General features: G+C 50.8%; 24 protein-coding genes, 1 tRNA gene and 1 riboswitch. Of the genes, 9 read left to right on the top strand and 16 right to left on the bottom strand.

Annotated elements, in window-relative coordinates; genetic code table 11:
* Positions 1–43: 43 nt before the first annotated feature.
* Positions 44–119 (bottom strand) — tRNA-Ile (locus EFER_RS15165).
* Between the two features lie 124 nt (positions 120–243).
* On the opposite strand from EFER_RS15165, the gene mug reads away from it, so the two are divergent.
* The gene (gene mug, locus EFER_RS15160; RefSeq protein ID WP_000228925.1) at positions 244–750 is read left to right on the top strand and encodes a G/U mismatch-specific DNA glycosylase; all 507 of its coding nucleotides are present in this window, start codon (positions 244–246) and stop codon (positions 748–750) included.
* 56 nt (positions 751–806) lie between these two features.
* On the opposite strand, the gene EFER_RS15155 is transcribed toward mug, so the two are convergent.
* The 4 genes from EFER_RS15155 to rpsU all read right to left on the bottom strand — a co-directional run bounded on the left by EFER_RS15155 (position 807) and on the right by rpsU (position 5538).
* Entirely contained in the window at positions 807–1370 is a 564-nt protein-coding gene (locus EFER_RS15155; protein ID WP_001183952.1) for an NADAR family protein, read from the bottom strand.
* 59 nt (positions 1371–1429) lie between these two features.
* Entirely contained in the window at positions 1430–3271 is a 1842-nt protein-coding gene (rpoD, locus tag EFER_RS15150) for an RNA polymerase sigma factor RpoD (protein ID WP_000437386.1), read from the bottom strand.
* Between the two features lie 194 nt (positions 3272–3465).
* On the bottom strand, positions 3466–5211 hold the full coding sequence (gene dnaG, locus EFER_RS15145) for a DNA primase (RefSeq protein WP_000918845.1): 1746 nt from the start codon (positions 5209–5211) through the stop codon (positions 3466–3468).
* A 111-nt stretch (positions 5212–5322) separates the two neighbouring features.
* On the bottom strand, positions 5323–5538 hold the full coding sequence (gene rpsU / locus EFER_RS15140; protein WP_001144069.1) for a 30S ribosomal protein S21: 216 nt from the start codon (positions 5536–5538) through the stop codon (positions 5323–5325).
* Positions 5539–5775: 237 nt separating this feature from the next.
* Between rpsU and tsaD the strand changes: the two genes are divergently transcribed.
* Positions 5776–6789 carry a tRNA (adenosine(37)-N6)-threonylcarbamoyltransferase complex transferase subunit TsaD gene (gene tsaD / locus EFER_RS15135; protein ID WP_001264365.1) on the top strand — a complete coding sequence of 338 codons (1014 nt, stop codon included), beginning with the start codon at positions 5776–5778 and terminating at the stop codon, positions 6787–6789.
* Positions 6790–6834: 45 nt separating this feature from the next.
* On the opposite strand, the gene plsY is transcribed toward tsaD, so the two are convergent.
* Positions 6835–7452 carry a glycerol-3-phosphate 1-O-acyltransferase PlsY gene (gene plsY, locus EFER_RS15130; RefSeq protein WP_001272789.1) on the bottom strand — a complete coding sequence of 206 codons (618 nt, stop codon included), beginning with the start codon at positions 7450–7452 and terminating at the stop codon, positions 6835–6837.
* A 105-nt stretch (positions 7453–7557) separates the two neighbouring features.
* Between plsY and folB the strand changes: the two genes are divergently transcribed.
* Together folB and bacA are read left to right on the top strand one after the other, a co-directional pair.
* Positions 7558–7926, top strand: coding sequence for a bifunctional dihydroneopterin aldolase/7,8-dihydroneopterin epimerase (folB, locus tag EFER_RS15125; protein ID WP_002431351.1), 369 nt, complete (start codon positions 7558–7560; stop codon positions 7924–7926).
* A gap of 90 nt (positions 7927–8016) precedes the next feature.
* The gene (gene bacA, locus EFER_RS15120; RefSeq protein ID WP_015953716.1) at positions 8017–8838 is read left to right on the top strand and encodes an undecaprenyl-diphosphate phosphatase; all 822 of its coding nucleotides are present in this window, start codon (positions 8017–8019) and stop codon (positions 8836–8838) included.
* A gap of 80 nt (positions 8839–8918) precedes the next feature.
* Here bacA and cca read toward each other — a convergent pair whose 3' ends face one another.
* Together cca and EFER_RS15110 are read right to left on the bottom strand one after the other, a co-directional pair.
* A complete protein-coding gene (gene cca / locus EFER_RS15115; RefSeq protein WP_000708474.1) occupies positions 8919–10157 on the bottom strand; it encodes a fused tRNA nucleotidyltransferase/2',3'-cyclic phosphodiesterase/2' nucleotidase/phosphatase Cca in 1239 nt (412 codons plus the stop codon).
* Positions 10158–10220: 63 nt separating this feature from the next.
* Positions 10221–10841, bottom strand: a complete 621-nt coding sequence (locus EFER_RS15110) for a TIGR04211 family SH3 domain-containing protein (RefSeq protein ID WP_001125331.1) — start codon at positions 10839–10841, stop codon at positions 10221–10223.
* 241 nt (positions 10842–11082) lie between these two features.
* Between EFER_RS15110 and ygiF the strand changes: the two genes are divergently transcribed.
* From ygiF to hldE, 3 genes are read left to right on the top strand one after another with little or no spacing between them, the layout of a single operon-like run.
* Positions 11083–12384, top strand: a complete 1302-nt coding sequence (ygiF, locus tag EFER_RS15100) for an inorganic triphosphatase (RefSeq protein WP_000046302.1) — start codon at positions 11083–11085, stop codon at positions 12382–12384.
* Between the two features lie 22 nt (positions 12385–12406).
* Entirely contained in the window at positions 12407–15247 is a 2841-nt protein-coding gene (gene glnE / locus EFER_RS15095) for a bifunctional [glutamate--ammonia ligase]-adenylyl-L-tyrosine phosphorylase/[glutamate--ammonia-ligase] adenylyltransferase (protein WP_015953715.1), read from the top strand.
* Positions 15248–15294: 47 nt separating this feature from the next.
* Entirely contained in the window at positions 15295–16728 is a 1434-nt protein-coding gene (hldE, locus tag EFER_RS15090; RefSeq protein ID WP_000869186.1) for a bifunctional D-glycero-beta-D-manno-heptose-7-phosphate kinase/D-glycero-beta-D-manno-heptose 1-phosphate adenylyltransferase HldE, read from the top strand.
* A 119-nt stretch (positions 16729–16847) separates the two neighbouring features.
* Here the strand turns inward: hldE and EFER_RS24210 are convergent, their stop codons facing one another.
* The 5 genes from EFER_RS24210 to EFER_RS15070 all read right to left on the bottom strand — a co-directional run bounded on the left by EFER_RS24210 (position 16848) and on the right by EFER_RS15070 (position 20219).
* Positions 16848–16907 (bottom strand): type I toxin-antitoxin system Ibs family toxin, encoded by a 60-nt coding sequence (locus tag EFER_RS24210; protein WP_071821827.1) that lies wholly within the window; start codon positions 16905–16907, stop codon positions 16848–16850.
* A 316-nt stretch (positions 16908–17223) separates the two neighbouring features.
* The gene (locus EFER_RS24205; protein ID WP_104917541.1) at positions 17224–17283 is read right to left on the bottom strand and encodes a type I toxin-antitoxin system Ibs family toxin; all 60 of its coding nucleotides are present in this window, start codon (positions 17281–17283) and stop codon (positions 17224–17226) included.
* Between the two features lie 316 nt (positions 17284–17599).
* Positions 17600–17659, bottom strand: coding sequence for a type I toxin-antitoxin system Ibs family toxin (locus EFER_RS24200; RefSeq protein ID WP_100249717.1), 60 nt, complete (start codon positions 17657–17659; stop codon positions 17600–17602).
* Positions 17660–17897: 238 nt separating this feature from the next.
* The gene (locus tag EFER_RS15075; RefSeq protein WP_000342505.1) at positions 17898–19559 is read right to left on the bottom strand and encodes a flotillin family protein; all 1662 of its coding nucleotides are present in this window, start codon (positions 19557–19559) and stop codon (positions 17898–17900) included.
* A gap of 30 nt (positions 19560–19589) precedes the next feature.
* Positions 19590–20219, bottom strand: coding sequence for an OB-fold-containig protein (locus EFER_RS15070; protein ID WP_000583249.1), 630 nt, complete (start codon positions 20217–20219; stop codon positions 19590–19592).
* A gap of 256 nt (positions 20220–20475) precedes the next feature.
* On the opposite strand from EFER_RS15070, the gene glgS reads away from it, so the two are divergent.
* Positions 20476–20676, top strand: a complete 201-nt coding sequence (gene glgS / locus EFER_RS15065) for a cell surface composition regulator GlgS (protein WP_002431355.1) — start codon at positions 20476–20478, stop codon at positions 20674–20676.
* 169 nt (positions 20677–20845) lie between these two features.
* Here the strand turns inward: glgS and ubiK are convergent, their stop codons facing one another.
* Positions 20846–21142: a ubiquinone biosynthesis accessory factor UbiK gene (ubiK, locus tag EFER_RS15060; RefSeq protein WP_002432556.1), complete on the bottom strand. Its 297-nt coding sequence runs from the start codon at positions 21140–21142 to the stop codon at positions 20846–20848.
* Between the two features lie 121 nt (positions 21143–21263).
* Positions 21264–21412: riboswitch (FMN riboswitch) on the top strand.
* Between the two features lie 105 nt (positions 21413–21517).
* Here ubiK and ribB point away from each other — a divergent pair.
* Positions 21518–22171 carry a 3,4-dihydroxy-2-butanone-4-phosphate synthase gene (gene ribB, locus EFER_RS15055; RefSeq protein WP_001076985.1) on the top strand — a complete coding sequence of 218 codons (654 nt, stop codon included), beginning with the start codon at positions 21518–21520 and terminating at the stop codon, positions 22169–22171.
* Between the two features lie 53 nt (positions 22172–22224).
* Here ribB and EFER_RS15050 read toward each other — a convergent pair whose 3' ends face one another.
* On the bottom strand, positions 22225–23268 hold the full coding sequence (locus EFER_RS15050) for a hypothetical protein (protein WP_000605302.1): 1044 nt from the start codon (positions 23266–23268) through the stop codon (positions 22225–22227).
* The gene (locus tag EFER_RS15045) at positions 23265–24005 is read right to left on the bottom strand and encodes a fimbrial biogenesis chaperone (protein WP_000838774.1); all 741 of its coding nucleotides are present in this window, start codon (positions 24003–24005) and stop codon (positions 23265–23267) included. Before EFER_RS15045 ends, EFER_RS15050 begins: the two co-directional genes overlap by 4 nt.
* Positions 24006–24018: the final 13 nt, after the last annotated feature.

The raw sequence follows: 24018 nt of genomic DNA, 5'->3' as shown, positions 1-24018 counted from the left end.
CACTCGATCGAGTGGCTTAATTATTTGATTTTTTTACTAAATTTGGTGGCCCCTGCTGGACTTGAACCAGCGACCAAGCGATTATGAGTCGCCTGCTCTAACCACTGAGCTAAGGGGCCATGGTAGCCGATTATAAAGTAACTCTGACACACGATCCAGCCATCGCTGAACAGATGCTGTTTTTATAAACAATGTGTTTTCAATCCGTTATACTTTTCCTGGAGATGTTAGACAGGAGTAAACATGGTTGAGGATATTTTGGCTCCAGGGTTACGGGTTGTGTTTTGCGGCATCAATCCAGGGTTATCAAGTGCGGAAAAGGGGTTCCCTTTTGCTCACCCGGCGAACCGGTTCTGGAAAGTGATTCACCAGGCCGGATTTACTGACCGACAATTAAAACCGCAAGAGGCTCAACTGCTGCTGGATTATCGTTGCGGCGTGACCAAACTGGTTGACAGACCGACGGTACAGGCAAATGAAGTGACAAAGCTGGAACTACATGCTGGTGGGCGAAAGCTCATTGAAAAAATTGAGGATTATCAACCGCAGGCGTTGGCGATCCTCGGCAAACAGGCTTATGAGCAGGGCTTTAGCCAGCGCGGCACGCAGTGGGGGAAACAAACGCACACCATTGGCGCGACGCAAATTTGGGTGCTGCCAAATCCCAGTGGTTTGAGTCGCGTTTCACTTGAGAAGCTGGTGGAAGCGTATCGCGAGCTGGACCAGTCGCTGGTGATGCGGGGCTTGTGAAGTATAGTGTAACGAAGTTATGAGCGGGCAAAGCACCGCTCCTCCCAGATACGGGCTTATTCTTCCGCCAAACGGTCTCTGACTACCATAAGCGCAAACCCCAGCAGATTTTTCCCCTTCCAGTGAGACGGCACTCCGGCATGGGGATGATCTTTTGCAAGGCCAATTCCCCAGATTTTATCCACCGGGCTGGCTTCAACCAGAATGCGAGGCTGCGTATTTAGCAAGAATGTTTTCAATGCCGAATGTTGGCTAAATTTGTGATAGTTCCCTTCACAGACAAGCTCAAAGCAACTGGCCTGCCAGCGTTGTTCATCAAAGTTTGTCACCTGTCGCCCCAGCTTTTTGGCTTCTGCCGGGGTCGCCGCCGCCAGAATTCTGGCAAGCGTTTTACTGTCATTAAACAGCCGCGCTTTTCCTGCCATCATCCAGTGCTCTGCGGTAGCGTAGGTTATACCACCATAGGTAAAAGGCGAACCCTGCCACCACTGACTAAAGCAAGAGGCAGTAATTTCGTTATTCGAGGCAGGTTGATGGCCCCAGAACCACAGGTATTTCACTTTTTTCCCGGCATCAAGGGCGGAAAGAAGGGCGGGGAGAGAATAGTATCCTTGCTGCACTGCCAGATTTCCTTAATAAAAAAGCCCTCACGAGGGAGGGCTTATGCATATCTTTACGATTAATCGTCCAGGAAGCTACGCAACACTTCAGAACGGCTCGGGTGACGCAGTTTACGCAGCGCCTTCGCTTCGATCTGACGGATACGTTCGCGGGTAACGTCGAACTGTTTACCCACTTCTTCCAGCGTGTGGTCGGTGTTCATATCGATACCGAAACGCATACGCAGAACTTTTGCTTCACGCGCGGTCAGGCCAGCCAGCACGTCGTGCGTTGCCGCACGCAGGCTTTCAGTGGTCGCAGAATCCAGCGGCAGCTCGAGGGTGGTATCCTCGATGAAATCCCCCAGATGCGAATCTTCATCGTCGCCGATCGGCGTTTCCATGGAGATTGGTTCTTTGGCGATCTTCAGCACTTTGCGGATCTTGTCTTCCGGCATCAGCATACGTTCAGCCAGTTCTTCCGGCGTCGGCTCGCGGCCCATCTCTTGCAGCATCTGGCGAGAAATACGGTTGAGCTTGTTGATGGTCTCAATCATATGCACCGGAATACGGATGGTGCGCGCCTGATCCGCGATAGAGCGGGTGATTGCCTGACGGATCCACCAGGTTGCGTAGGTGGAGAACTTGTAACCACGACGGTATTCGAACTTATCTACCGCTTTCATCAGACCGATGTTGCCTTCCTGAATCAGATCAAGGAACTGCAAGCCACGGTTGGTGTATTTCTTAGCGATAGAAATAACCAGACGTAAGTTCGCTTCAACCATCTCTTTCTTCGCACGGCGGGCTTTCGCTTCACCGATAGACATACGACGGTTGATATCTTTAACCTGCTCGATGGTCAGGCCGGTTTCTTCTTCAATCTGATGTAACTTTTGCAGACTACGATGCACTTCATCAGCTACATCGTGCAGTTTTTCCGACCACGGCTTGTTCATCGCAATTGCTGCGTTGAACCAGGTATCGCTGGTTTCGTTGCCGGTAAACAGGGTAATGAAGTTTTTCTTCGGCATTTTGCACTGCTCAACGCAGAGCTTCATGATCAGACGTTCTTGCGTACGAACGCGGTCCATCATGACGCGCATGCTGTTGACCAGGTAGTCAAACTGCTTCGGTACCAGGCGGAACTGTTTGAATACTTCAGACAGTTTCAGGATCTCTTCCTGAGCGGCAGCATGGCTGCGGCCTTTCGCTTTGATGGTGTCGCGAGTGACTTCGTACTGGGCACGCAGCTCAGCAAATTTTTCGCGAGCCAGCTCTGGATCGATGCTGTTGTCATCGTCAGCGCTGTCGTCATCACCATCTTCTTCGTCTTCATCTTCGTCATCGTCCAGATCTTCCTGGGAGAGTTCTGAACCGACGTGAGTGGCGGTTGGTGCCAGTTCTTCTTCTGCGTTTGGATCGACAAAGCCGGTGATCAGATCGGACAGACGCGCTTCTTCTGCTTCAACACGATCGTACTGTTCCAGCAGATAGGTGATCGCTTCCGGGTATTCAGCAACGGAGCATTGAACCTGGTTGATCCCGTCTTCAATACGCTTAGCGATGTCAATTTCGCCTTCGCGGGTCAACAGTTCAACGGTGCCCATTTCACGCATGTACATGCGTACCGGGTCAGTCGTACGCCCGATTTCAGATTCCACGCTGGAAAGCACCTGCGCGGCGGCTTCGGCAGCATCTTCGTCCGCGGTGTTTTCAGCCAGCATCAGATCATCGGCATCCGGTGCTTCTTCCATCACCTGAATGCCCATGTCGTTGATCATTTGGATGATGTCTTCGATCTGATCTGAATCGACGATATCTTCCGGCAGATGGTCATTGACCTCGGCATAGGTCAGATAGCCTTGCTCCTTACCACGGGTGACAAGAAGTTTCAGCTGTGACTGCGGGTTTTGCTCCATAAGACGGTATCCACACTTATTTCATGAGGTTGGTGTTGGGCGATTGACCCGATGTCCTTCAGCCGTTAACGCTGAAATCCAACGGTTGTTTACCGCCAACGATAATTACGAGGGCGTACTTATATATTTGCCGCTGCCTCTCAGTGCGGCTGTCGGGGGCTTCCCGATCGCTCTTCGGCACTTAAGCCGTTAAATTACTTTTTCGCCAGCTCCTGGTTTAATGTCCAGAGCTCCAGGCGTTCTTCGTTGCTTAAACCATGCGTGCGCTCACGAGCGATTAACTCTTCCTGGCGCAGTTCAAGCAGCGAATCAAACATATGGTTGAGTGAGTCGGTGAAGGTTTGCTCAGCAATATTCCTATCTGCTATATCGTCCCACATCGACAGTTTTTCAAGGGTGGCAGCATTATTTGTACCACGATAGTGCTCTAAAAGTTGCCCGGTGGTCAGACCTGGCTGAGAGAGACAAGTGTTGACCAGTTCTCTGAATAAGCCAAGTCCAGGGAGCTTATTTTCATCCAGATTCTCAAGCGGCGGGACCAACGTCGCTAATTCTGGATTTTGCACCAGCAACCCTATAAGTATACGCATGGTCGTGCGTTTTAGCTGTGGAACAGGGCGAGAAACGCTGCTCTCCGCCGCTTTTGGCATTAATCGTTCAAGCTGACTGTCATCAAGTATGCCTAATTTGTTGCCTAATTCTTGACGAAGATATATTCGCAGCGTTTCGCCCGGCACCTGTGATATCAATGGCAGTGCCAGCGTACTCAAACGTGCGCGCCCGTCAGGGGTACTCAGATCAACTTGCGGCATCAGACTGTTAAACAGAAAAGCGGAGAGTGGCATCGCCTGCTCCATCCGCGCTTCAAACGCCTCTTTACCTTCTTTTCGTACCAGCGTGTCAGGGTCTTCGCCATCAGGCAAAAACATAAAACGTAGCTGCCGTCCGTCTGTCATGTAAGGCAACGCCGTTTCCAACGCTCGCCAGGCAGCATCGCGACCTGCACGGTCGCCGTCATAACAGCAAATGACATTGTTGGTCGCGCGGAACAACAACTGAATGTGATCGGCAGTGGTTGACGTGCCTAACGACGCAACGGCGTAATTAATGCCGTATTGCGCCAGCGCCACCACGTCCATATAACCTTCGACCACCAACAGACGCTGAGGTTCGGCGTTATCCTGCTGCGCCTCATAAAGACCGTAAAGCTGGCGGCCTTTATGGAAAATGTCCGTTTCCGGCGAGTTCAGGTATTTGGGGGTGTCGTTGCCCAGCACGCGCCCGCCAAAACCAATCACCCGACCGCGTTTATCGCGAATGGGGAACATCACCCGCTCGCGGAAACGATCGTAACTGCGACCCTGATCGTTGGTGACCAACATGCCCGCATCAATCAATGACTGACGATTTTCTGGATTGCCGCCAAACCGTTTCAGAACGTTGTCCCAGCCGGGGGGCGCAAAACCAATCGCAAAGCGGGCGATAACCTCGTGGCTTAATCCGCGTTTTTCCAGATACTGACGCGCAGACGTGGCAACAGGTTGCTGTAAAGATTGTTGGTAAAACGTATTCAGACCGTCCATCAACTGATAAAGCGTTTGCCGTTGATGGCGCTCGATCTGACTGGGGCCGCTGCCTGCTTCAAATGGCACTTCAAGATTGTGCATTGCCGCCAGCTCTTCGACCGTTTCGACGAACTCGAGCTTGTCGTAGTTCATCAGGAAGTCGATCGCATTGCCGTGCGCGCCACATCCAAAGCAGTGGTAAAACTGTTTTTCACCGTTAACGGTGAATGACGGGGTTTTCTCGTTGTGGAATGGACAACACGCGTGGAAATTCTTGCCCTGCTTTTTCAGCTTCACACGGGCATCGATCAGATCGACGATGTCAGTGCGTGCCAGCAGATCATTAATGAATACGCGTGGGATTCGTCCAGCCATAGGCCCCGATTTTTAGCAATTCATAAACGAAAATAAGCCGCGCATTCCTTTCGGAAGCACGGCCTTACAACTACTACTCAGTCTGTATTAAGAGCTGTTGCTCTCAGAATATTAGTACAGACGAGTGCGGCGTGCGTTTTCGCGAGCCAGTTTCTTCGCGTGACGTTTCACTGCAGAAGCTTTAGCGCGCTTACGTTCGGTAGTCGGTTTTTCATAGAATTCACGACGACGAACTTCCGCCAGAACACCTGCTTTTTCGCAGGAACGCTTGAAGCGACGCAGAGCTACGTCGAACGGCTCGTTTTCACGTACTTTAATTACCGGCATGTGCCTCTCACCTTTGATTAATTCGGTTTGCCGCTGGCATCAACGCCAGCTTATTTCAAAATGGTGCGGAATTTTACTGCAATTGCTGCTGCTTTGTAAAGCACCACGACCGCTTTTGAAAGGGACTTTTATAAGGGTGAGGAGTATACACGAGGCTTACTCCAGGGGCGAACAAAGTTTTACATCAACCCGCATTGGTCCTACACTGCGCGGTAATAAAGCGAGGTAAAACAAGTCATGCGTGTACTGGGTATTGAAACTTCCTGCGATGAAACCGGCATCGCCATTTACGACGATGAAAAAGGTTTGTTAGCCAACCAATTGTATAGTCAGGTGAAATTGCACGCTGACTACGGCGGCGTAGTGCCTGAACTGGCCTCCCGCGATCACGTGCGTAAAACCGTACCGCTGATCCAGGCAGCGCTAAAGGAGTCCGGTTTAACGGCCAAAGACATTGACGCTGTGGCCTATACCGCAGGCCCTGGATTAGTCGGTGCGCTGTTGGTTGGCGCGACCGTGGGGCGTTCTCTGGCGTTTGCCTGGAACGTTCCGGCGATCCCGGTACACCATATGGAAGGACATCTGTTAGCGCCGATGCTTGAAGATAATCCGCCAGAATTCCCGTTTGTCGCGTTGCTGGTTTCCGGCGGCCATACGCAGTTAATCAGCGTGACTGGCATTGGTCAGTACGAGCTGCTCGGCGAGTCTATCGATGATGCCGCCGGTGAAGCCTTTGATAAAACCGCGAAACTGTTAGGGCTGGATTATCCTGGTGGTCCGTTACTGTCGAAAATGGCTGCGCAGGGCACCGCCGGGCGCTTTGTCTTCCCGCGCCCGATGACTGACCGCCCAGGGCTGGATTTCAGCTTCTCTGGTCTGAAAACCTTCGCAGCGAACACTATTCGTGATAACGGCACCGACGACCAGACGCGTGCTGATATCGCTCGCGCTTTTGAAGATGCGGTCGTTGATACGTTGATGATTAAGTGTAAGCGAGCGCTGGATCAGACGGGCTTTAAGCGGCTGGTCATGGCGGGCGGTGTGAGTGCTAACCGCACGCTGCGGGCGAAACTGGCGGAAATGATGAAAAAGCGTCGTGGCGAAGTGTTCTACGCGCGTCCGGAATTTTGTACTGATAACGGCGCGATGATCGCCTATGCCGGAATGGTGCGGTTTAAAGCAGGCGCGACGGCGGATCTCGGCGTTAGCGTGCGTCCGCGCTGGCCACTGGCGGAGTTACCGGCCGCGTAAAGCATGTTTCAGCCTGTGAAAAGAATAAACGCAGGCTGAAAGATTTTATTCAGGATCTTTTTCGCGTTTTCTTTTTAGCTTGGTCCAGATTTTTGTCTCCTGACGACGCCACAGACGCTGAATGTTGTCATGATGGCGCAGCAGGATCAGGCAAGAGAGCATCGAAACCGGGAAGGTGAACTGGGGTTTAAACCACCAGACGTAAAACGGGGCAATCAGTGCGCTGACAATCGCCCCAAGCGACGAATAGCCACTTAATAACACGGTCAGCAGCCAGGTTCCCGCCATTACTCCGGTGAGATCCCAGCCAATTGGTGCGATGGCACCAAAAGCGGTAGCAACGCCTTTTCCTCCTTTAAAACCGAAGAATATGGGCCAGATGTGTCCAAGACAGGCGGCAATAGCAATTAATCCCAGCCAAAAGGGGCTGACGCCTAATTCATATGCCCCCCAGACAGGCAACATTCCTTTCAGAACGTCAAAGATCAGCACTGCTAAGGCTGCTCCTTTGCCACCCATGCGTAATACGTTGGTTGCGCCAGGATTACCGGAGCCGCTGGTTCGCGGGTCCGGTAAGCCACACAGGCGGCAAACCAGAATGGCACTGGAAATGGAGCCGCAGAGGTACGCGAAGAGGATCATTCCAGGCGCGATTGCACTCATAAGCTGTTCCGTTTTGAAAATGTCGTGTTTAACGATGAATCTGTGGATAATACGCACATTTCGCCGGAAGTGGTATCCGGTTAGCCAAAAAGCAGGCAGGACGTGATGGATATTGTATTTATAGAGCAACTTTCGGTAATCACCACTATTGGTGTTTACGACTGGGAACAGACCATCGAACAGAAGTTAGTGTTCGATATCGAAATGGCGTGGGATAACCGTAAAGCGGCGAAAAGCGATGATGTGGCTGATTGCCTCAGTTACGCTGACATTGCAGAAACGGTAGTCAGCCACGTCGAGGGGGCGCGTTTTGCGCTGGTGGAACGCGTGGCTGAAGAGGTGGCGGAGCTGCTGTTAACGCGCTTTAACTCGCCGTGGGTACGTATCAAACTCAGTAAGCCAGGCGCGGTGGCACGTGCCACGAATGTCGGCGTCATTATTGAGCGTGGCAATAATCCTAAAGAAAATAATTAATTTTACAGTTATAAAACCAAACGGCTATAACCGAGTCTTATTGCAGTATTTTTGACGAGCAATACATTTTTATTATTTAGGGGTTTATTGATGAGCGATATGCACTCGCTGCTGGTAGCGGCAATATTGGGTGTGGTCGAAGGATTGACAGAATTTCTGCCGGTATCCAGCACAGGCCACATGATTATTGTCGGTCATTTGTTGGGATTTGAGGGAGATACGGCGAAAACCTTTGAAGTGGTGATCCAGTTAGGATCGATTCTGGCTGTGGTTGTCATGTTCTGGCGACGTCTGTTTGGGCTGATCGGTATTCACTTTGGTCGCCCGTTGCAGCACGAAGGAGAAAGCAAAGGCCGTTTAACGCTGATCCACATTCTGCTTGGCATGATCCCGGCAGTGGTGCTGGGGTTGTTATTCCATGATGCCATCAAGTCATTGTTTAATCCGATTAATGTCATGTATGCGCTGGTCGTTGGCGGTCTGTTGCTGATTGCCGCCGAATGTCTGAAGCCGAAAGAACCGCGTGCGCCGGGTCTGGACGATATGACGTATCGTCAGGCGTTTATGATTGGCTGCTTCCAGTGTCTGGCGCTGTGGCCGGGTTTCTCACGCTCCGGGGCGACCATATCTGGCGGGATGCTGATGGGCGTGAGCCGTTACGCTGCTTCCGAGTTCTCGTTCCTGCTGGCGGTGCCGATGATGATGGGCGCAACGGCGCTCGATCTCTACAAAAGCTGGGGCTTCCTGACAACCGGCGATATCCCGATGTTTGCCGTTGGGTTTATCACCGCTTTTGTGGTGGCGCTGGTTGCGATTAAAACCTTCCTGCAATTGATTAAGCGCATTTCGTTTATTCCGTTCGCCATTTATCGCTTTATTGTGGCGGCTGCGGTGTATGTCGTGTTCTTTTGATTGAGGAATAGTGTCGGATATGACGCTTGTGCGTCTTATCCGACCTGGCCGGTGTCTGCAATATATTGAAATTCAAATGCTTAATTAGACTTTGGGCAGCGTTGTTCCTTCCAGTTGGCTACCGCTGCAATCCGGCGGCGGGTCAACTCCTCGCGAATCTCCACACCTTTAAATCCCGCTTCAACGACGTCTTTTGTCGGCACTGACTGCGCCACTTCCCAGGCTTCGCGCAACCAGCGGCCTTGCGGGTAATCTACTGACTCAAAACCGGTTCTGCCACGCACGTCAGCCTCGCTGGTCAGCGCCAGTTGCTCGACACGCTGCGGTTTACGCCAGGCGTCAATGGAATCAAACAATTTAACAATGGTTTTCGGGTTCAGCATTGGGAAGGTGTGGATGAGATCGTGAAACTCAGCCACCAGTTTGGCTAAATCGCGAATTTCATTTGGTACGCGCAGACGCTGACATAGTTGTTCCACTAATTTCACACCCGCTGGTCCATGGCCGTGATGACGCGGCCAAAGCTCTGGCGGCGTCAGTCCTTTACCGAGATCGTGGCATAACGTTGCGAAACGGACATCGACCTGCGGACTCAGCATCGCCGCCATTGAGAGCGTCATTAAGGTATGAATACCCGTGTCGATTTCCGGATGCCACCTGGCAGGGGCCGGAACGCCAAACAGGGCGTCAATTTCCGGGAATAAAACGCGCAGTGCGCCGCAATCGTGCAGTACCTGGAAGAACACCTGGGGATTGCGGGTGGTGAGGGCACTTTCCGTCTCTTTCCACACTCGTTCAGGCGTCAGGTGTTCCAGTTCACCCGCGTGAGTCATCTCGCGCATCAGCGCCAGAGTTTCATCAGCAATACGAAAACTGAGGTGGGCATAACGCGCAGCAAAACGCGCCACGCGCAGTACACGTAACGGATCTTCGCCAAAAGCGGGGGAAACATGGCGCAACAGACGATTTTGCAGATCGCCCAGACCATTGTACGGGTCGATAATCTCACCGTCATCGTCCTGGGCTAGTGCATTAATGGTCAGATCACGACGCTTAAGATCATCTTCCAGCGTGACATCTGGTGCGGCATAGCAGGTAAATCCGGTGTAACCGGAACCGGATTTCCGTTCGGTACGTGCCAGCGCATACTCTTCATGCGTTTGCGGATGCAGAAAAACAGGAAAATCGCGGCCTACCTGCTGGTAACCCGCGTCGAGCATCTCCTGTGGCGTACTGCCGACCACCACCCAATCTCTGTCTTTGACCGGTAGCCCTAACAATGCATCCCGAACAGCACCACCGACCAGATAAATCTTCACGCCATCATCCCTTCGTCAAATACACAATTCCTAATAATAAGACAGTGCAACGAAGAAGGCGATTTAGTTCATCCAGCGATCTTTGCGTTTGCGGCTTGGGATCAGGTGCGGCAGTACCAGACCAAGCAGCAAGCCAAGCCCCAGCACGCCACCGCCATACATAAACCACTGCATGATGATGGTGCGCTGTTTGTCATCCAGCTGTACGCTGGCGGCATCGACCTTTTTCTGCGCGACAATCAGCTCGTTTTTCAGTTTTTGATTTTCTTCTTTTAACCCGTTGATCACGCTGTCACTTTGCGCCACTTTTTGCTGCATTTCTGCCGTGCGCTGATTCCAGGTGTTATCGATATTGGTGAGCTTATCTGTCAGGGTTTTGACCTGATTTTCCAGATCTGGTACACGGGAGCGCAGGCTTGGCTCAGTGCTAAGTTGTTTCAACGGGATCCAGGCGGTACGGCCAGAGCTGTCTTTCACCTGGGCATAATTGGTGTTGGCGTCAGTTTGTAATAAGGTCACTTCCTCGCCGGCGTTAACCGTGCCTACGAGGCGATAATGATCTCCCGGACCGCTACGGACCCAGGTATTCAGTTCGTCAGAAACATAGCGCGTTTCTTCAGCGTGTGAGACGGCAGTCGCGCTAAGTGCGAGTAAAGTTAATCCGATCAGGCGTAATTTTGGCATCAGGCTGTCGTTATTGTCATGGAAAGTGGAACGATAGTAGTGGCATCAGTGTCGCTACGCAAAGCATTCGACATCAATCGGAATCCTCTGTGTCAGGTCTTGCCACTGCTTCAAACTTTTACGCCCGTCAAATTGCCCGTTGCATGGCAATTTGGCGCAAAATACTATCTACTGACAAAAAAGATCGCATTAAGTTCGCCGTTCATCGTCACTTATGTGACATAACCGATAAGTAAAGGCCATGGCTCAGGAAATCGAATTAAAGTTTATTGTTAATCACAGTGCCGTTGAGGCGCTGCGTGACCATCTCAATACGCTGGGCGGCGAGCACCATGACCCCGTGCAGTTGCTGAATATTTACTACGAAACGCCGGATAACTGGCTGCGTGGACACGATATGGGCTTACGTATTCGTGGCGAAAACGGCCGCTATGAGATGACCATGAAAGTCGCAGGAAGAGTGACTGGCGGTTTACACCAGCGCCCGGAATATAATGTGGCGTTGAGCGAGCCGACGCTCGACCTGGCGCAGTTACCGACGGAAGTCTGGCCGAACGGCGAATTGCCAGCCGATCTCGCGTCCCGCGTGCAGCCGCTGTTCAGCACCGATTTTTATCGCGAAAAATGGTTGGTGGAGGTCGATGGCAGCAGCATTGAAATCGCTCTCGATCAGGGTGAGGTGAAAGCGGGTGAATTTGCTGAACCTATCTGTGAGCTGGAACTGGAACTGCTTAGCGGCGACATGCGTGCGGTGCTGAAACTGGCGAACCAACTGGTATCCCAAACCGGATTACGTCAGGGCAGCCTGAGCAAAGCCGCGCGCGGCTATCATCTGGCGCAGGGCAATCCCGCGCGTGAAATCAAACCCACCACCATTTTGCATGTTGCGGCAAAAGCTGATGTGGAACAGGGGCTGGAAGCGGCGCTCGAGCTGGCGTTAGCACAATGGCAATACCATGAAGAGTTGTGGATACGCGGCAATGAGGCAGCGAAAGAGCAGGTGCTGGCAGCAATCGGCCTGGTTCGCCATACTCTGATGCTGTTCGGCGGTATCGTGCCACGTAAAGCGAGCACTCACTTACGTGATCTGCTGACTCAATGCGAGGCGACCATCGCTTCTGCGGTATCTGCCGTGACGGCGGTCTACTCTACCGAAACGGCGATGGCGAAGCTGGCGTTGACCGAATGGCTGGTAAGCAAAGCCTGGCAGCCGTTTTTAGATGCCAAAGCGCAGAGCAAAATCAGCGATTCCTTCAAGCGCTTTGCCGATATCCATCTTTCCCGCCATGCCGCTGAACTGAAAAGCGTTTTCTGCCAGCCGTTAGGCGATCGCTACCGTGACCAATTGCCGCGCCTGACGCGTGACATTGACTCAATACTGTTGCTGGCGGGTTACTACGATCCTCTCGTCGCGCAAGCCTGGCTGGAGAACTGGCAGGGGCTGCGTCACGCTATTGCGACCGGGCAACGCATTGAAATTGAACATTTCCGTAATGAGGCAAACAATCAGGAACCGTTCTGGTTGCACAGCGGAAAACGTTAATCAGGCAAGGATAAAATCGCTTATGAAGCCGCTCTCTTCACCGTTACAGCAGTACTGGCAGACCGTTGTTGAGCGGCTGCCAGCGCCTTTAGCCGAGGAATCACTTAGCGCACAGGCGAAGTCAGTACTTACCTTCAGTGATTTTGTGCAGGACAGCGTAATTGCGCATCCAGAGTGGCTGACGGAACTGGAAAGCCAGCCGCCGCAGGCCGACGAATGGCAGCATTACGCTGCATGGTTGCAGAAGGCGCTCAGTGATGTAAGCGACGAAGCTGGGTTAATGCGCGAGCTGCGTCTGTTCCGGCGGCGCATTATGGTGCGTATCGCCTGGGCGCAAACGCTGGCGCTGGTTACTGAAGAGAGCATATTGCAGCAGCTCAGCCATCTGGCGGAGACATTGATTGTCGCCGCGCGTGACTGGCTGTATGAAGCCTGCTGCCGCGAGTGGGGTACGCCGTGCAATGCGCAGGGCGAAGCGCAACCGCTGCTGATTTTAGGCATGGGTAAACTGGGCGGCGGGGAGCTGAATTTTTCCTCAGATATCGATCTGATTTTTGCCTGGCCGGAACATGGTTGCACGCAGGGCGGACGCAGGGAACTGGATAACGCTCAGTTCTTTACCCGCATGGGTCAGCGGCTGATTAAAGTGCTGGATCAACCAACGCAGGATGGTTTTGTTTATCGCGTGGATATGCGACTGCGTCCGTTTGGCGAAAGTGGCCCGCTGGTGCTGAGCTTTGCGGCACTGGAAGACTATTACCAGGAGCAAGGGCGCGACTGGGAGCGATACGCCATGGTCAAGGCGCGGATTATGGGCGATAGCGACGGCGTCTATGCTAACGAGTTGCGTGCGATGCTGCGCCCGTTTGTTTTCCGCCGTTACATCGATTTCAGCGTGATCCAGTCGCTGCGCAACATGAAAGGGATGATAGCCCGCGAAGTACGTCGTCGTGGTTTGACCGACAATATCAAACTTGGCGCGGGTGGCATTCGCGAAATTGAATTTATCGTTCAGGTGTTCCAGCTCATTCGCGGTGGGCGCGAGCCGTCGCTGCAATCCCGCTCTTTACTACCCACTCTCAGCACCATTGCCGCGCTGCATCTGCTTTCTGAAAACGATGCCGAACAATTGCGAGTGGCGTATCTCTTCCTGCGGCGTCTGGAAAACCTGCTGCAAAGCATTAACGACGAACAAACCCAGACGCTTCCTTCGGATGAGCTTAACCGTGCGCGGCTGGCATGGGCAATGGATTTCGCGGACTGGCCGCAACTAACCGGGGCGCTGACCGGACATATGACCAATGTGCGCCGGGTGTTTAACGAATTGATTGGCGATGACGAAAGCGAAACACAGGAAGAGTCGCTATCGGAACAGTGGCGTGAGTTGTGGCAGGATGCGTTGCAGGAAGATGACACCACGCCAGTGCTGGCGCATCTTAGCGAAGATGATCGCAAACAGGTGCTAACACTGATTGCCGATTTCCGCAAAGAGCTGGATAAGCGCACAATCGGGCCGCGAGGACGTCAGGTGCTCGACCATCTGATGCCGCATCTGCTAAGTGATGTATGTGCGCGTGAAGACGCTGCTGTCACGCTGTCGCGCATTACCGCCTTGCTGGTGGGGATTGTTACCCGCACTACCTATTTAGAATTGCTTAGTGAATTCCCCGCGGCGCTTAAGCATTTGATTTCTCTGTGTGCCGCATCGCCGATGATTGCCAGCCAACTGGCGCGTTATCCATTATTGCTGGACGAACTGCTCGATCCAAACACTCTCTACCAGCCGACGGCGACGGATGCCTACCGTGATGAACTGCGCCAGTATTTGCTGCGCGTGCCGGAAGATGACGAAGAACAACAGCTTGAGGCGCTGCGTCAGTTCAAACAGGCGCAACTGTTACGTATTGCGGCAGCGGATATCGCCGGTACGCTACCGGTAATGAAAGTGAGCGATCACTTAACCTGGCTGGCAGAAGCCATGATAGATGCTGTCGTACAACAGGCATGGGTTCAAATGGTTGCCCGCTACGGTAAGCCAAATCACCTGAACGAACGCGAAGGGCGTGGTTTTGCGGTGGTCGGTTACGGCAAGCTGGGCGGCTGGGAGTTAGGCTATAGTTCCGATCTTGACCTGATCTTCCTCCATGATTGCCCGATGGATGCAATGACTGACGGCGAGCGGGAAATCGACGGGCGGCAGTTTTATCTGCGTCTGGCGCAACGCATTATGCACCTGTTCAGCACGCGAACTTCTTCCGGTATTTTGTACGAAGTGGATGCACGGCTGCGTCCGTCCGGGGCGGCGGGAATGCTGGTTACCTCTGCAGAAGCGTTTGCCGATTATCAGAAAAACGAGGCCTGGACGTGGGAGCATCAGGCGCTGGTGCGTGCTCGCGTGGTATATGGTGATCCACAATTGACCGCGCAATTTGACGCGGTACGCCGGGAGATTATGACGCTGCCGCGTGAAGGCAAAACCTTACAGACAGAAGTGCGGGAAATGCGTGAGAAAATGCGCGCCCATCTCGGCAATAAACATCGTGATCGCTTCGATATCAAAGCAGATGAAGGCGGGATTACCGATATCGAATTTATTACCCAATATCTGGTGTTGCGCTACGCCCATGAAAAACCGAAGTTAACGCGCTGGTCAGACAACGTGCGTATTCTGGAGCTGCTGGCGCAAAACGACATTATGGAAGAGCAGGAAGCGATGGTGCTGACCCGTGCTTACACTACGCTGCGCGATGAACTTCATCATCTGGCATTACAAGAGTTGCCGGGCCATGTGCCGGAGGATTGCTTCACCGCAGAGCGTGAACTGGTGAGGGCAAGCTGGCAGAAGTGGCTGGTGGAAGAATGAAGTATGGTATTATCGCGCGCAAATTTTGAATCTCTCAGGAGACAGGAATGAAAGTAACGCTGCCAGAGTTTGAACGTGCAGGAGTGATGGTGGTTGGTGATGTGATGCTGGATCGTTACTGGTACGGTCCCACCAGCCGTATCTCACCGGAAGCGCCAGTACCAGTGGTTAAAGTGAATACCATCGAAGAACGTCCGGGCGGCGCGGCCAACGTGGCGATGAACATCGCTTCTCTCGGTGCAAACGCACGCCTGGTCGGGTTGACGGGCATTGACGATGCGGCGCGCGCGCTGAGTAAGTCTCTGGCCGACGTCAACGTCAAATGCGACTTCGTTTCTGTACCGACGCATCCGACCATCACCAAACTGCGGGTGCTTTCCCGCAACCAACAGCTGATCCGCCTGGATTTCGAAGAAGGTTTTGAAGGCGTTGATCCGCAACCGCTCCATGAGCGGATTAATCAGGCGCTGAGTTCGATTGGTGCGCTGGTACTTTCGGACTACGCGAAAGGTGCGCTGGCAAGCGTACAGCAGATGATCCAACTGGCGCGTAAAGCGGGCGTTCCGGTGCTGATTGATCCAAAAGGGACCGATTTTGAGCGCTACCGCGGCGCTACGCTGTTAACGCCGAATCTCTCGGAATTTGAAGCTGTTGTTGGTAAATGTAAAACAGAAGAAGAGATTGTTGAACGCGGCATGAAACTGATTGCCGACTACGAACTCTCTGCGCTGCTGGTAACCCGTTCCGAGCAGGGGATGTCGCTGCTGCAACCGGGTAAAGAGCCGCTGCATATGCCAACCCAGGCGCAAGAAGTGTATGACGTCACCGGTGCGGGCGATACGGTGATTGGTGTGCTGGCAGCAACGCTGGCGGCGGGTAATTCGCTGGAAGAAGCCTGCTTCTTTGCCAACGCGGCGGCTGGCGTGGTGGTTGGCAAACTGGGAACATCCACGGTTTCACCGATCGAGCTGGAAAACGCAGTACGTGGACGTGCAGATACCGGCTTTGGTGTGATGACCGAAGAGGAGCTGAAGCTGGCGGTAGCGGCGGCGCGTAAACGCGGTGAAAAAGTGGTGATGACCAACGGCGTCTTCGACATTCTGCACGCCGGGCATGTCTCCTATCTGGCAAACGCCCGTAAACTGGGTGACCGTTTGATTGTCGCCGTCAACAGCGACGCCTCCACCAAACGGCTGAAAGGGGATTCCCGCCCCGTTAACCCGCTCGAACAGCGTATGATTGTGCTGGGCGCACTGGAAGCGGTCGACTGGGTGGTGTCGTTTGAAGAAGACACGCCGCAGCGCCTGATCGCGGGGATCTTGCCAGATCTGCTGGTGAAAGGCGGCGACTATAAACCAGAAGAGATTGCCGGAAGTAAAGAAGTCTGGGCCAATGGTGGCGAAGTGCTGGTGCTCAACTTCGAAGATGGTTGTTCGACCACTAACATTATCAAGAAGATCCAACAGGATAAAAAAGGCTAACCGGAAAGCGGTTCACAGTTCTCGCTTCGTACCTGGCGGGCCTATTGACGCTGTTGTTTTTTCAACCTAGAGTAAAGGAACAAGGGTAAGGGAGGATTTCTCCCCCCTCTGATGAGTTGTTAGTAAGTCGGGAAACTTAATAGTAACAACACAATCAGTATGATGACGAACTTCATCATAACCCTTTCCTTCTATAAGGCCCCTTCCTCGGGAGGGGCTTTCCCGTTTCAGCCCCTTGCTGACTCCCCGATTGTTGATGAGCGCCAGACCCCGCGCAACGCTTTCTCTGTGGCAGTTTTCCCTTCCCGGAGCGGTCACGCAAAACGTTGCAACAACCTGAGCATTTGCACTTTTTAGCGGAACGCAGATATAAAAAATCCCCGGCTTTTTGGGCCAGGGATATGTGTTAATGAAACCTTCTTGACGCTGATTTTTTTTCAACCTAAAGTAAAGGAACAAGGGTAAGGGAGGATTTCTCCCCCCTCTGAATGGCCGTTAATAAGCGTGGAAACTTATCAGTAACAGCACAATCAGTATGATGACGAGCTTCATCATAACCCTTTCCTTATACAAGGCCCCTTCCTCGGGAGGGGCTTTCCCGTTTCAGCCCCTTGCTGACTCCCCGATTGTTGATGAGCGCCAGACCCCGCGCAATGCTTTCCCAGAGGCAGTTTTCCCTTCCCCGAGCGGTCACGCAAAACGCTGCAATAACCTGATCATTTGCACTTTTTAGCGGAATGCAGATATAAAAAATCCCCGGCTTTTTGGGCCAGGGATGTGGGATAGAGAAACCTTCTTGACGCTGATTTTTTTTCAACCTAAAGTAAAGGAGCAAGGGTGAGGGAGGATTTCTCCCCCCTCTGATTGGCTGTTAATAAGTGGCGAAACTTACAAGTAACAACACAATCAGTATGATGACGAGCTTCATCATAACCCTTTCCTTATACAAGGCCCCTTCCTCGGGAGGGGCTTTCCCGTTTCAGCCCCTTGCTGACTCCCCGATTGTTGATGAGCGCCGGACCCCGCGCAATGCTTTCTCTGATGCAGTTTTGCCTTCCCGGAGCGGTCACGCAAAACGTTGCAACAACCTGAGCATTTGCACTTTTTAGCGGAACGCAGATATAAAAAATCCCCGGCTTTTTGGGCCAGGGATGTTCATAGTTGAAAATTTATTCTATGTTTTCTGCGACGGGAGTTGTTGAAGTTAAGGGTGAAGTCAATGCCGCCAGCGAGCCGCCTGAAACACCGATTTCATTGAGTAAGGAGTCTATCAGCGGTGCCTGTGTGCGGTAAGAAAGCGCAGCTGATAATGCCTGTTCTGCCAGATTTCCGCCACTAACGCTGCCTGATGCCGCATCCCCCGCAGCGCCACCTCGGTTTAATCCATCGACCTGAATAATCTTAATACCGTCGATAGACTTCATTGGTTCCACGGATTTCTCAATTACCGCAGGGAGCGCCTGCAACAATGCCAGTTTGAATTTAAGGCTGGTTTGCTCGTCAGAAAGTACGTTGATAGCATCGTTCAGCGCACGTTGCGCTTCTGCTTCCGCCAGGCCTTTTTTACGCGTAGCTTCGGCTAACTCAACGATCGCCGCCGCCTGCATCTCTGCGGCTTCTTTCTCTGCTTTCGCTCGCACGGTTAGTTCAACTGCTTTGGTTTCTGCATCCTGTGCTGCGGCAATCAGCGCCACCTGCTTGGCACGATCGGCTTCGGCTGTCTGGCGAGTGGTTTCTACGTTTTGTTGGGCGCTTACCGCTTCTGCGAGCGCAAGGTTAGCACGCGCTTCTGCCTGTGATTGTTGTTCTGATTTTGCCGCAATGGCGATTGATTTCGTCTGGTTAGCGATTTCGGTGACCTGTTGCTGTTCGATCTCTTTAATGCGAACTTCACGTTCGGCCTCAACCTTTCTTGAGCGGACGGCCTGTTCGCGATCGATTTCCGTTTCCTGAATCTGTCGTTCAGCCAGAATTCGCGTCTGCTCTGCTTCACGACGACGTTCAGCTTCAAAAGCCGCAATTTTCGCATTCTGCTCAGCGGTACGGGTTTTAACCTGCTGCTCCTGTTCAAGCGTCATAAACGCTTCTTGCTGTTCAATCTCCAGCTTTCGAGACAACGCATCACGATTTTTCTCACGCACAGCAACTTCTACATCCTGTTCAACTTCGTTACGTTCGCGACGACGGCGCTCTGTTTCCTGAGTCAGTTTGGTTAAACCTTCGGCGTCAAAGGCATTGTTCGGATTGAAATGCTCTTTCGAAGTCTGGTTAAAGTTGGTAAGTGAAACGCTCTCCAGCTCAAGACCGTTTTTCGACAGGTCTTCTGCGACAGTATTTTGTACTCCCTGCACGAAGTTCTCGCGGGTATCCTGTAACTCATGCATGGTCATTTGCGCAGCTGTTGCACGGAGGGCATCGACAAATTTATCTTCAACCAGCATACGTAAGTCTTCAGGCGACAGGGTACGTTGCCCCAGCGTCTGGGCCGCAGTGGCAATCCCTTCTACTGACGGTTTTACCCGCACAAAGAAAGCAACGACTACATCAACACGCATACGATCTTTGGTGATGAGACTGTCTATCGTCGAGCGGCTGACTTCCAGTTTCAGGGTATTCATATTGATGGGGATTATTTCATGGAAGATTGGCATAACAATGGCGCCACCGCTCATCACTACTTTTTGCCCCCCTAAGCCAGTACGGACAAATGCTTGTTCTGCCGAAGCGCGGCGATAAAGTCGCGCGAAAATAATTCCAACAATCAAAAAAATGAATACAGAAATAATTGCTGTAAACATCCATGAGGGCAACATATTAACTAAGTCATCCATTATTAATAATTCCTTTTGGTGAGTTAAAAATTACAAAACATCCGGCCATGGATTTCTTTCAGCCAAATAACGAGTGGCAGAAATTCGGCAGATAATCAAAACCTTGTCTCCTTTTTGAAACGACTTTCCTTCTTCGGGTTCCAGTAATAAATAATGTAATTGTCCATGTTGATCTGTAAGTCTGCCTTCGCAGGGGGTTCCCTGTATCGCCCGATGCCCAGTAATAATGGCCATTTTGCCAATATACTCATCTTCGGCAATGGCAGTCGTTTCATCGCGAGGTAACCAGGGGGCGATGACCTTACCACTGAAATGAACAGCGAAAATAGCGGCAATAAAACTGACTGGACCGAGTATCAGATTACTGAGCGGGATTTGCCAGAGAGTGACCATACCGTGCTGGAACAGAATACCAAACAAACCAAAGAACCCCGCTAACAGACAGATGACCACCAACGCTGGTATTCTTCCAATATTCAGAAAATGTAATACTTGTCCAGGAGTACCAGAATCAAGGGAATCGAAGTGATCAAAATGAGCATCGATAGCGCCGGAGAGCATATGGCCAAAGATAAGCGAAACTATTTCCAGGATACCGATAAGTAATACAAATGAAATGGCAAACAGATACGGCTCGTTATAATCAGAAAATATAATCATGCCACCTTTTCCTTGCTATAAATATTTTAAAGTTAATAATTCATTCCCTTACATTAACACTGGTAAATAATACCATGAGACTATTTATTCTTTAAATCTGAAAAATCTATTTTTTTATTTTTGTATTCACGTGATTTGTAAATGCCTGCAATATATTTGCGCACGTTATGTTTAAAGTGACTATGCTTTAAGGTGAATACTGATGTTAGAAAAAGCATATGACCTAACAGGTATTCATTAACCGGAGGATATGCTGATGGAAGATAAGCTAAATTCACTAAATAACTTTGATTTTTTGGCGCAAAGTTTTGCCAGAATGCACAAAGAAGGGAGAGCTGTTGATCTGCCGGCCATTACCGGAAATATGGACGAAGACCAACGAACCTGGTTTTGTGAACGCTTTGCATTTTATTGCCATGAGGTTGAGCAAGAACAAGAAGTGGCACTGGAAAGCTAAATGGATAAGGTTAAAAGGAGTGATGGTAATTGCAATGAAGTGTAACCACTAAATTTATCGAACGAACTATTTTTGCCGGATTGAGGGGAAACTCCTCTCCGGCATTTATCGTTTTCATCACTTAATCTTTTTCATCGCCCGATAACATTCGTCACCGGGCAATAGAAACTTATTCCTGTGGATCAATGGGCGGAATAGCCGGAGCTGGTTGTACTTCCGCAGGGATGGAACGTGCTTCAAGTTCGCTAATGCGCTGCTCCAGTAGCGCCAGTTTTTCGCGAGTCCGTAAAAGAACCTGTGTCTGGACGTCGAACTCTTCACGACTTACCAGATCGAGACGCGTCAGCTGCGCTTGAAGGGTTTGGCGGATTTTTTTCTCCACATCTTCCCCGAACTCCCTGATTCCTTTAGGCATCGATTCGTGAACCTGGCGAGCGATTTGCTCAATTTTTTTCGGGTCAATCATTGTAGTTTCCCTGAACTGATAGGTGTTGAATGACATTGTAGTGCGATAAGAGTAAGGCATAAACCAGAATTATGTGAACCTGCGCGTTGCCGCCGCTAATCATTAGCGTTATAGTGATCCTGCTTATTCTCAGGGCGGGGCGAAATTCCCCACCGGCGGTAAATCAACATAGTTGAAAGCCCGCGAGCGCTTTGGGTGCAAACTCAAAGGTCAGCAGATCCGGTGTAATTCCGGGGCCGACAGTTAAAGTCTGGATGGGAGAGAGTAACGATTCTGTCGGGCACGGACCCGCTCACGTTATTTTTTGGCTGCTTGCTGCCACTCCTAAGACTGCCCTGATTCTGGTAACCATAATTTTAGTGAGGTTTTTTTACCATGAATCAGACGCTCCTTTCCTCTTTTGGTACGCCTTTCGAACGTGTTGAAAATGCACTGGCAGCGCTGCGTGAAGGACGCGGTGTAATGGTGCTTGATGATGAAGACCGTGAAAACGAAGGCGATATGATCTTCCCGGCAGAAACCATGACCATTGAGCAGATGGCACTGACCATTCGCCACGGTAGCGGTATTGTTTGCCTGTGCATCACTGAAGATCGCCGTAAACAACTCGATCTGCCAATGATGGTAGAAAATAACACCAGCGCCTATGGCACAGGTTTTACCGTGACCATTGAAGCGGCTGAAGGTGTGACTACCGGTGTTTCTGCTGCTGACCGTATTACGACCGTTCGTGCTGCGATTGCCGATGGCGCAAAACCGTCAGATCTGAATCGCCCGGGCCACGTTTTCCCACTTCGCGCGCAGGCAGGTGGTGTACTGACGCGTGGCGGTCATACTGAAGCGACTATTGATCTGATGACGCTGGCTGGCTTTAAACCGGCTGGTGTTCTGTGTGAGCTGACTAATGACGATGGCACGATGGCGCGTGCGCCAGAGTGCATTGAGTTTGCCAATAAACACAATATGGCGTTGGTTACCATTGAGGATTTGGTGGCATACCGCCAGGCGCATGAGCGTAAAGCCAGCTAATGACGTGAAATACTAAATATGAAAATGCCGGGGTGTTCCCGGCATTTTGCTGTTTAGTTATAGTTTATTTTTACGATGAGATCTTTTTGGAAGGGACCATAAACGAGAGTATCCCCAGGTTTTTGTGAAAGTTCAGCCTGGTAATCACGAGTAACGATGGCTCCAGCCTGACCTGGAATATATGTGGTGAAGAGTTTGTACTGGTTAAACTTAATATCTTCTTGTGTTTTTTGATCAGTAATACGCATCAACAAACCATTACCCATTTCCAGATGCGTATCATCATGTAACGTATCTGTCGTATAAAAACTGGTGGCAACATCAAATTGCTCAGTACAATTGGCTGTGGCATTCCGAATTGTTGAAACATCAAATGTAGCTGTTGGTGGTATAGTTACTATCGTACTCGGGTCAATACGTCCAAAATTAACGATTTGACTTTCAGGGAAAATACGAATATCTACACTACAATCAAGAAAAGAAATATTGTTGAGTCCTGTAATATTGGCGTGTAAATTTTTGGCTCTATTATCGGTGTTTGCTCCTTGTGAACCATCGAATTGCAATATATTGACAGAGCTAAAGTTAAATATCGTGTCCTTTGGGGGGTATTGCTTAAGTTTTACATACAAGCGAAATCGAGCATTGAAGGTGATCTCTTTTTGGAGGACACCAGTATTAGTACATGTGTTAGTCACAATCTGATATGGGCTTGATCTATCCAGACAATATCCTGTATCAATGCCCTGATTGTTTCCTTCGTAATCCTGGCCATTATATGTTACACCAAATGTTAAATATGGATTGTTTATCACAGAGGGATCATTGAACTCTGCTATTTTTATCCAAGCATGTACATTTTCATATGGATTGCTTTCTGACCAATTGACGGCCCTGTTGCAAAAAACTGTTGTAGCAATATCATCGCTTTCCCAAATTTTCTGACCAGGCTTAGCATCTTGTGGTACTTTAAACGCAGGCATAGGTTTGTTTATTTCGATATTACCAAAGCGTTCATTCTGATAGCAATCGACAGCATAAGAAGAAACATTAAAAAACAGGCACAATATTGCTAGTAGGCGAAAATGCATGATCATAATTTCCCCTTTTTCGCAGGTGAAGTTTGGCAGAGTGACTGAACGGAATTACAGTCAATTTTGAACATTTCCAGCCCGCCGTAATCCCCCACAAAACCCAGCAGGAAGGTCGCAGGAAGATTTTTAATTTGCTGAGTTGCTGTCCCAAAAGGGGTAACCATAATGCTGTCTGTTCCGGGCATTAATGTCTTGCCGTTAGTTCCGATATACCCAACAGTGATGTGATAAGGGGTTGGATTATTGAGTGTAAGACCGTTAGCTGAACGTGCGACAGTCACTTTCTGAACTGGAACTGCCTCACCATCTTTTAATTCAATAGCCTTTGGGCGCCAGAATAATTTCAGACGACTTTGCATAGCGATTTGCATCACGTTCTGTTCTTTGGCGCGCGGCGGAATTTCTCGCACGTTATAATAAAATACAGTTTCCCTGTCTTGTGGTAAGTTATTTAGCGATGCTAACGCCATAAGGCGAATTTGCACTTGCTCATTGGCCTCGATACGCTCCATTGGGGGAAGCGTTGATATGAAATCGCGCGTTTTTTTACCGCTGGCATCCTCAATCCACGACTGAGCCAGATAAGGATCGATTTTACTTTGGTTGGTCAGGCGAACCGTTGCACTTTTATTCGAAGCATTAAAAATGATGCGCGTCCTGTCGGGGGAGACTGTCGCCTGGGCGAAGTTGCAGATCCCCAGTAAACAAATCATTCCTGTTGCGGTTAATAGCGATTTCATTTTATTCATCCTG

It is taken from the genome of Escherichia fergusonii ATCC 35469, assembly GCF_000026225.1.
GTDB lineage: Bacteria > Pseudomonadota > Gammaproteobacteria > Enterobacterales > Enterobacteriaceae > Escherichia > Escherichia fergusonii.
This window is presented reverse-complemented; position numbering and strand designations above follow the sequence as displayed.

Excerpts from the sequence above, each read along its gene's own strand:
- mug (WP_000228925.1), top strand. The coding sequence starts at position 244 with ATGGTTGAGGATATTTTGGCTCCAGGGTTACGGGTTGTGTTTTGCGGC.
- rpoD (WP_000437386.1), bottom strand. The coding sequence starts at position 3,271 with ATGGAGCAAAACCCGCAGTCACAGCTGAAACTTCTTGTCACCCGTGGT.
- dnaG (WP_000918845.1), bottom strand. The coding sequence starts at position 5,211 with ATGGCTGGACGAATCCCACGCGTATTCATTAATGATCTGCTGGCACGC.
- rpsU (WP_001144069.1), bottom strand. The coding sequence starts at position 5,538 with ATGCCGGTAATTAAAGTACGTGAAAACGAGCCGTTCGACGTAGCTCTG.
- tsaD (WP_001264365.1), top strand. The coding sequence starts at position 5,776 with ATGCGTGTACTGGGTATTGAAACTTCCTGCGATGAAACCGGCATCGCC.
- plsY (WP_001272789.1), bottom strand. The coding sequence starts at position 7,452 with ATGAGTGCAATCGCGCCTGGAATGATCCTCTTCGCGTACCTCTGCGGC.
- folB (WP_002431351.1), top strand. The coding sequence starts at position 7,558 with ATGGATATTGTATTTATAGAGCAACTTTCGGTAATCACCACTATTGGT.
- bacA (WP_015953716.1), top strand. The coding sequence starts at position 8,017 with ATGAGCGATATGCACTCGCTGCTGGTAGCGGCAATATTGGGTGTGGTC.
- EFER_RS15110 (WP_001125331.1), bottom strand. The coding sequence starts at position 10,841 with ATGCCAAAATTACGCCTGATCGGATTAACTTTACTCGCACTTAGCGCG.
- ygiF (WP_000046302.1), top strand. The coding sequence starts at position 11,083 with ATGGCTCAGGAAATCGAATTAAAGTTTATTGTTAATCACAGTGCCGTT.
- glnE (WP_015953715.1), top strand. The coding sequence starts at position 12,407 with ATGAAGCCGCTCTCTTCACCGTTACAGCAGTACTGGCAGACCGTTGTT.
- hldE (WP_000869186.1), top strand. The coding sequence starts at position 15,295 with ATGAAAGTAACGCTGCCAGAGTTTGAACGTGCAGGAGTGATGGTGGTT.
- EFER_RS15075 (WP_000342505.1), bottom strand. The coding sequence starts at position 19,559 with ATGGATGACTTAGTTAATATGTTGCCCTCATGGATGTTTACAGCAATT.
- EFER_RS15070 (WP_000583249.1), bottom strand. The coding sequence starts at position 20,219 with ATGATTATATTTTCTGATTATAACGAGCCGTATCTGTTTGCCATTTCA.
- glgS (WP_002431355.1), top strand. The coding sequence starts at position 20,476 with ATGGAAGATAAGCTAAATTCACTAAATAACTTTGATTTTTTGGCGCAA.
- ubiK (WP_002432556.1), bottom strand. The coding sequence starts at position 21,142 with ATGATTGACCCGAAAAAAATTGAGCAAATCGCTCGCCAGGTTCACGAA.
- ribB (WP_001076985.1), top strand. The coding sequence starts at position 21,518 with ATGAATCAGACGCTCCTTTCCTCTTTTGGTACGCCTTTCGAACGTGTT.
- EFER_RS15050 (WP_000605302.1), bottom strand. The coding sequence starts at position 23,268 with ATGATCATGCATTTTCGCCTACTAGCAATATTGTGCCTGTTTTTTAAT.
- EFER_RS15045 (WP_000838774.1), bottom strand. The coding sequence starts at position 24,005 with ATGAAATCGCTATTAACCGCAACAGGAATGATTTGTTTACTGGGGATC.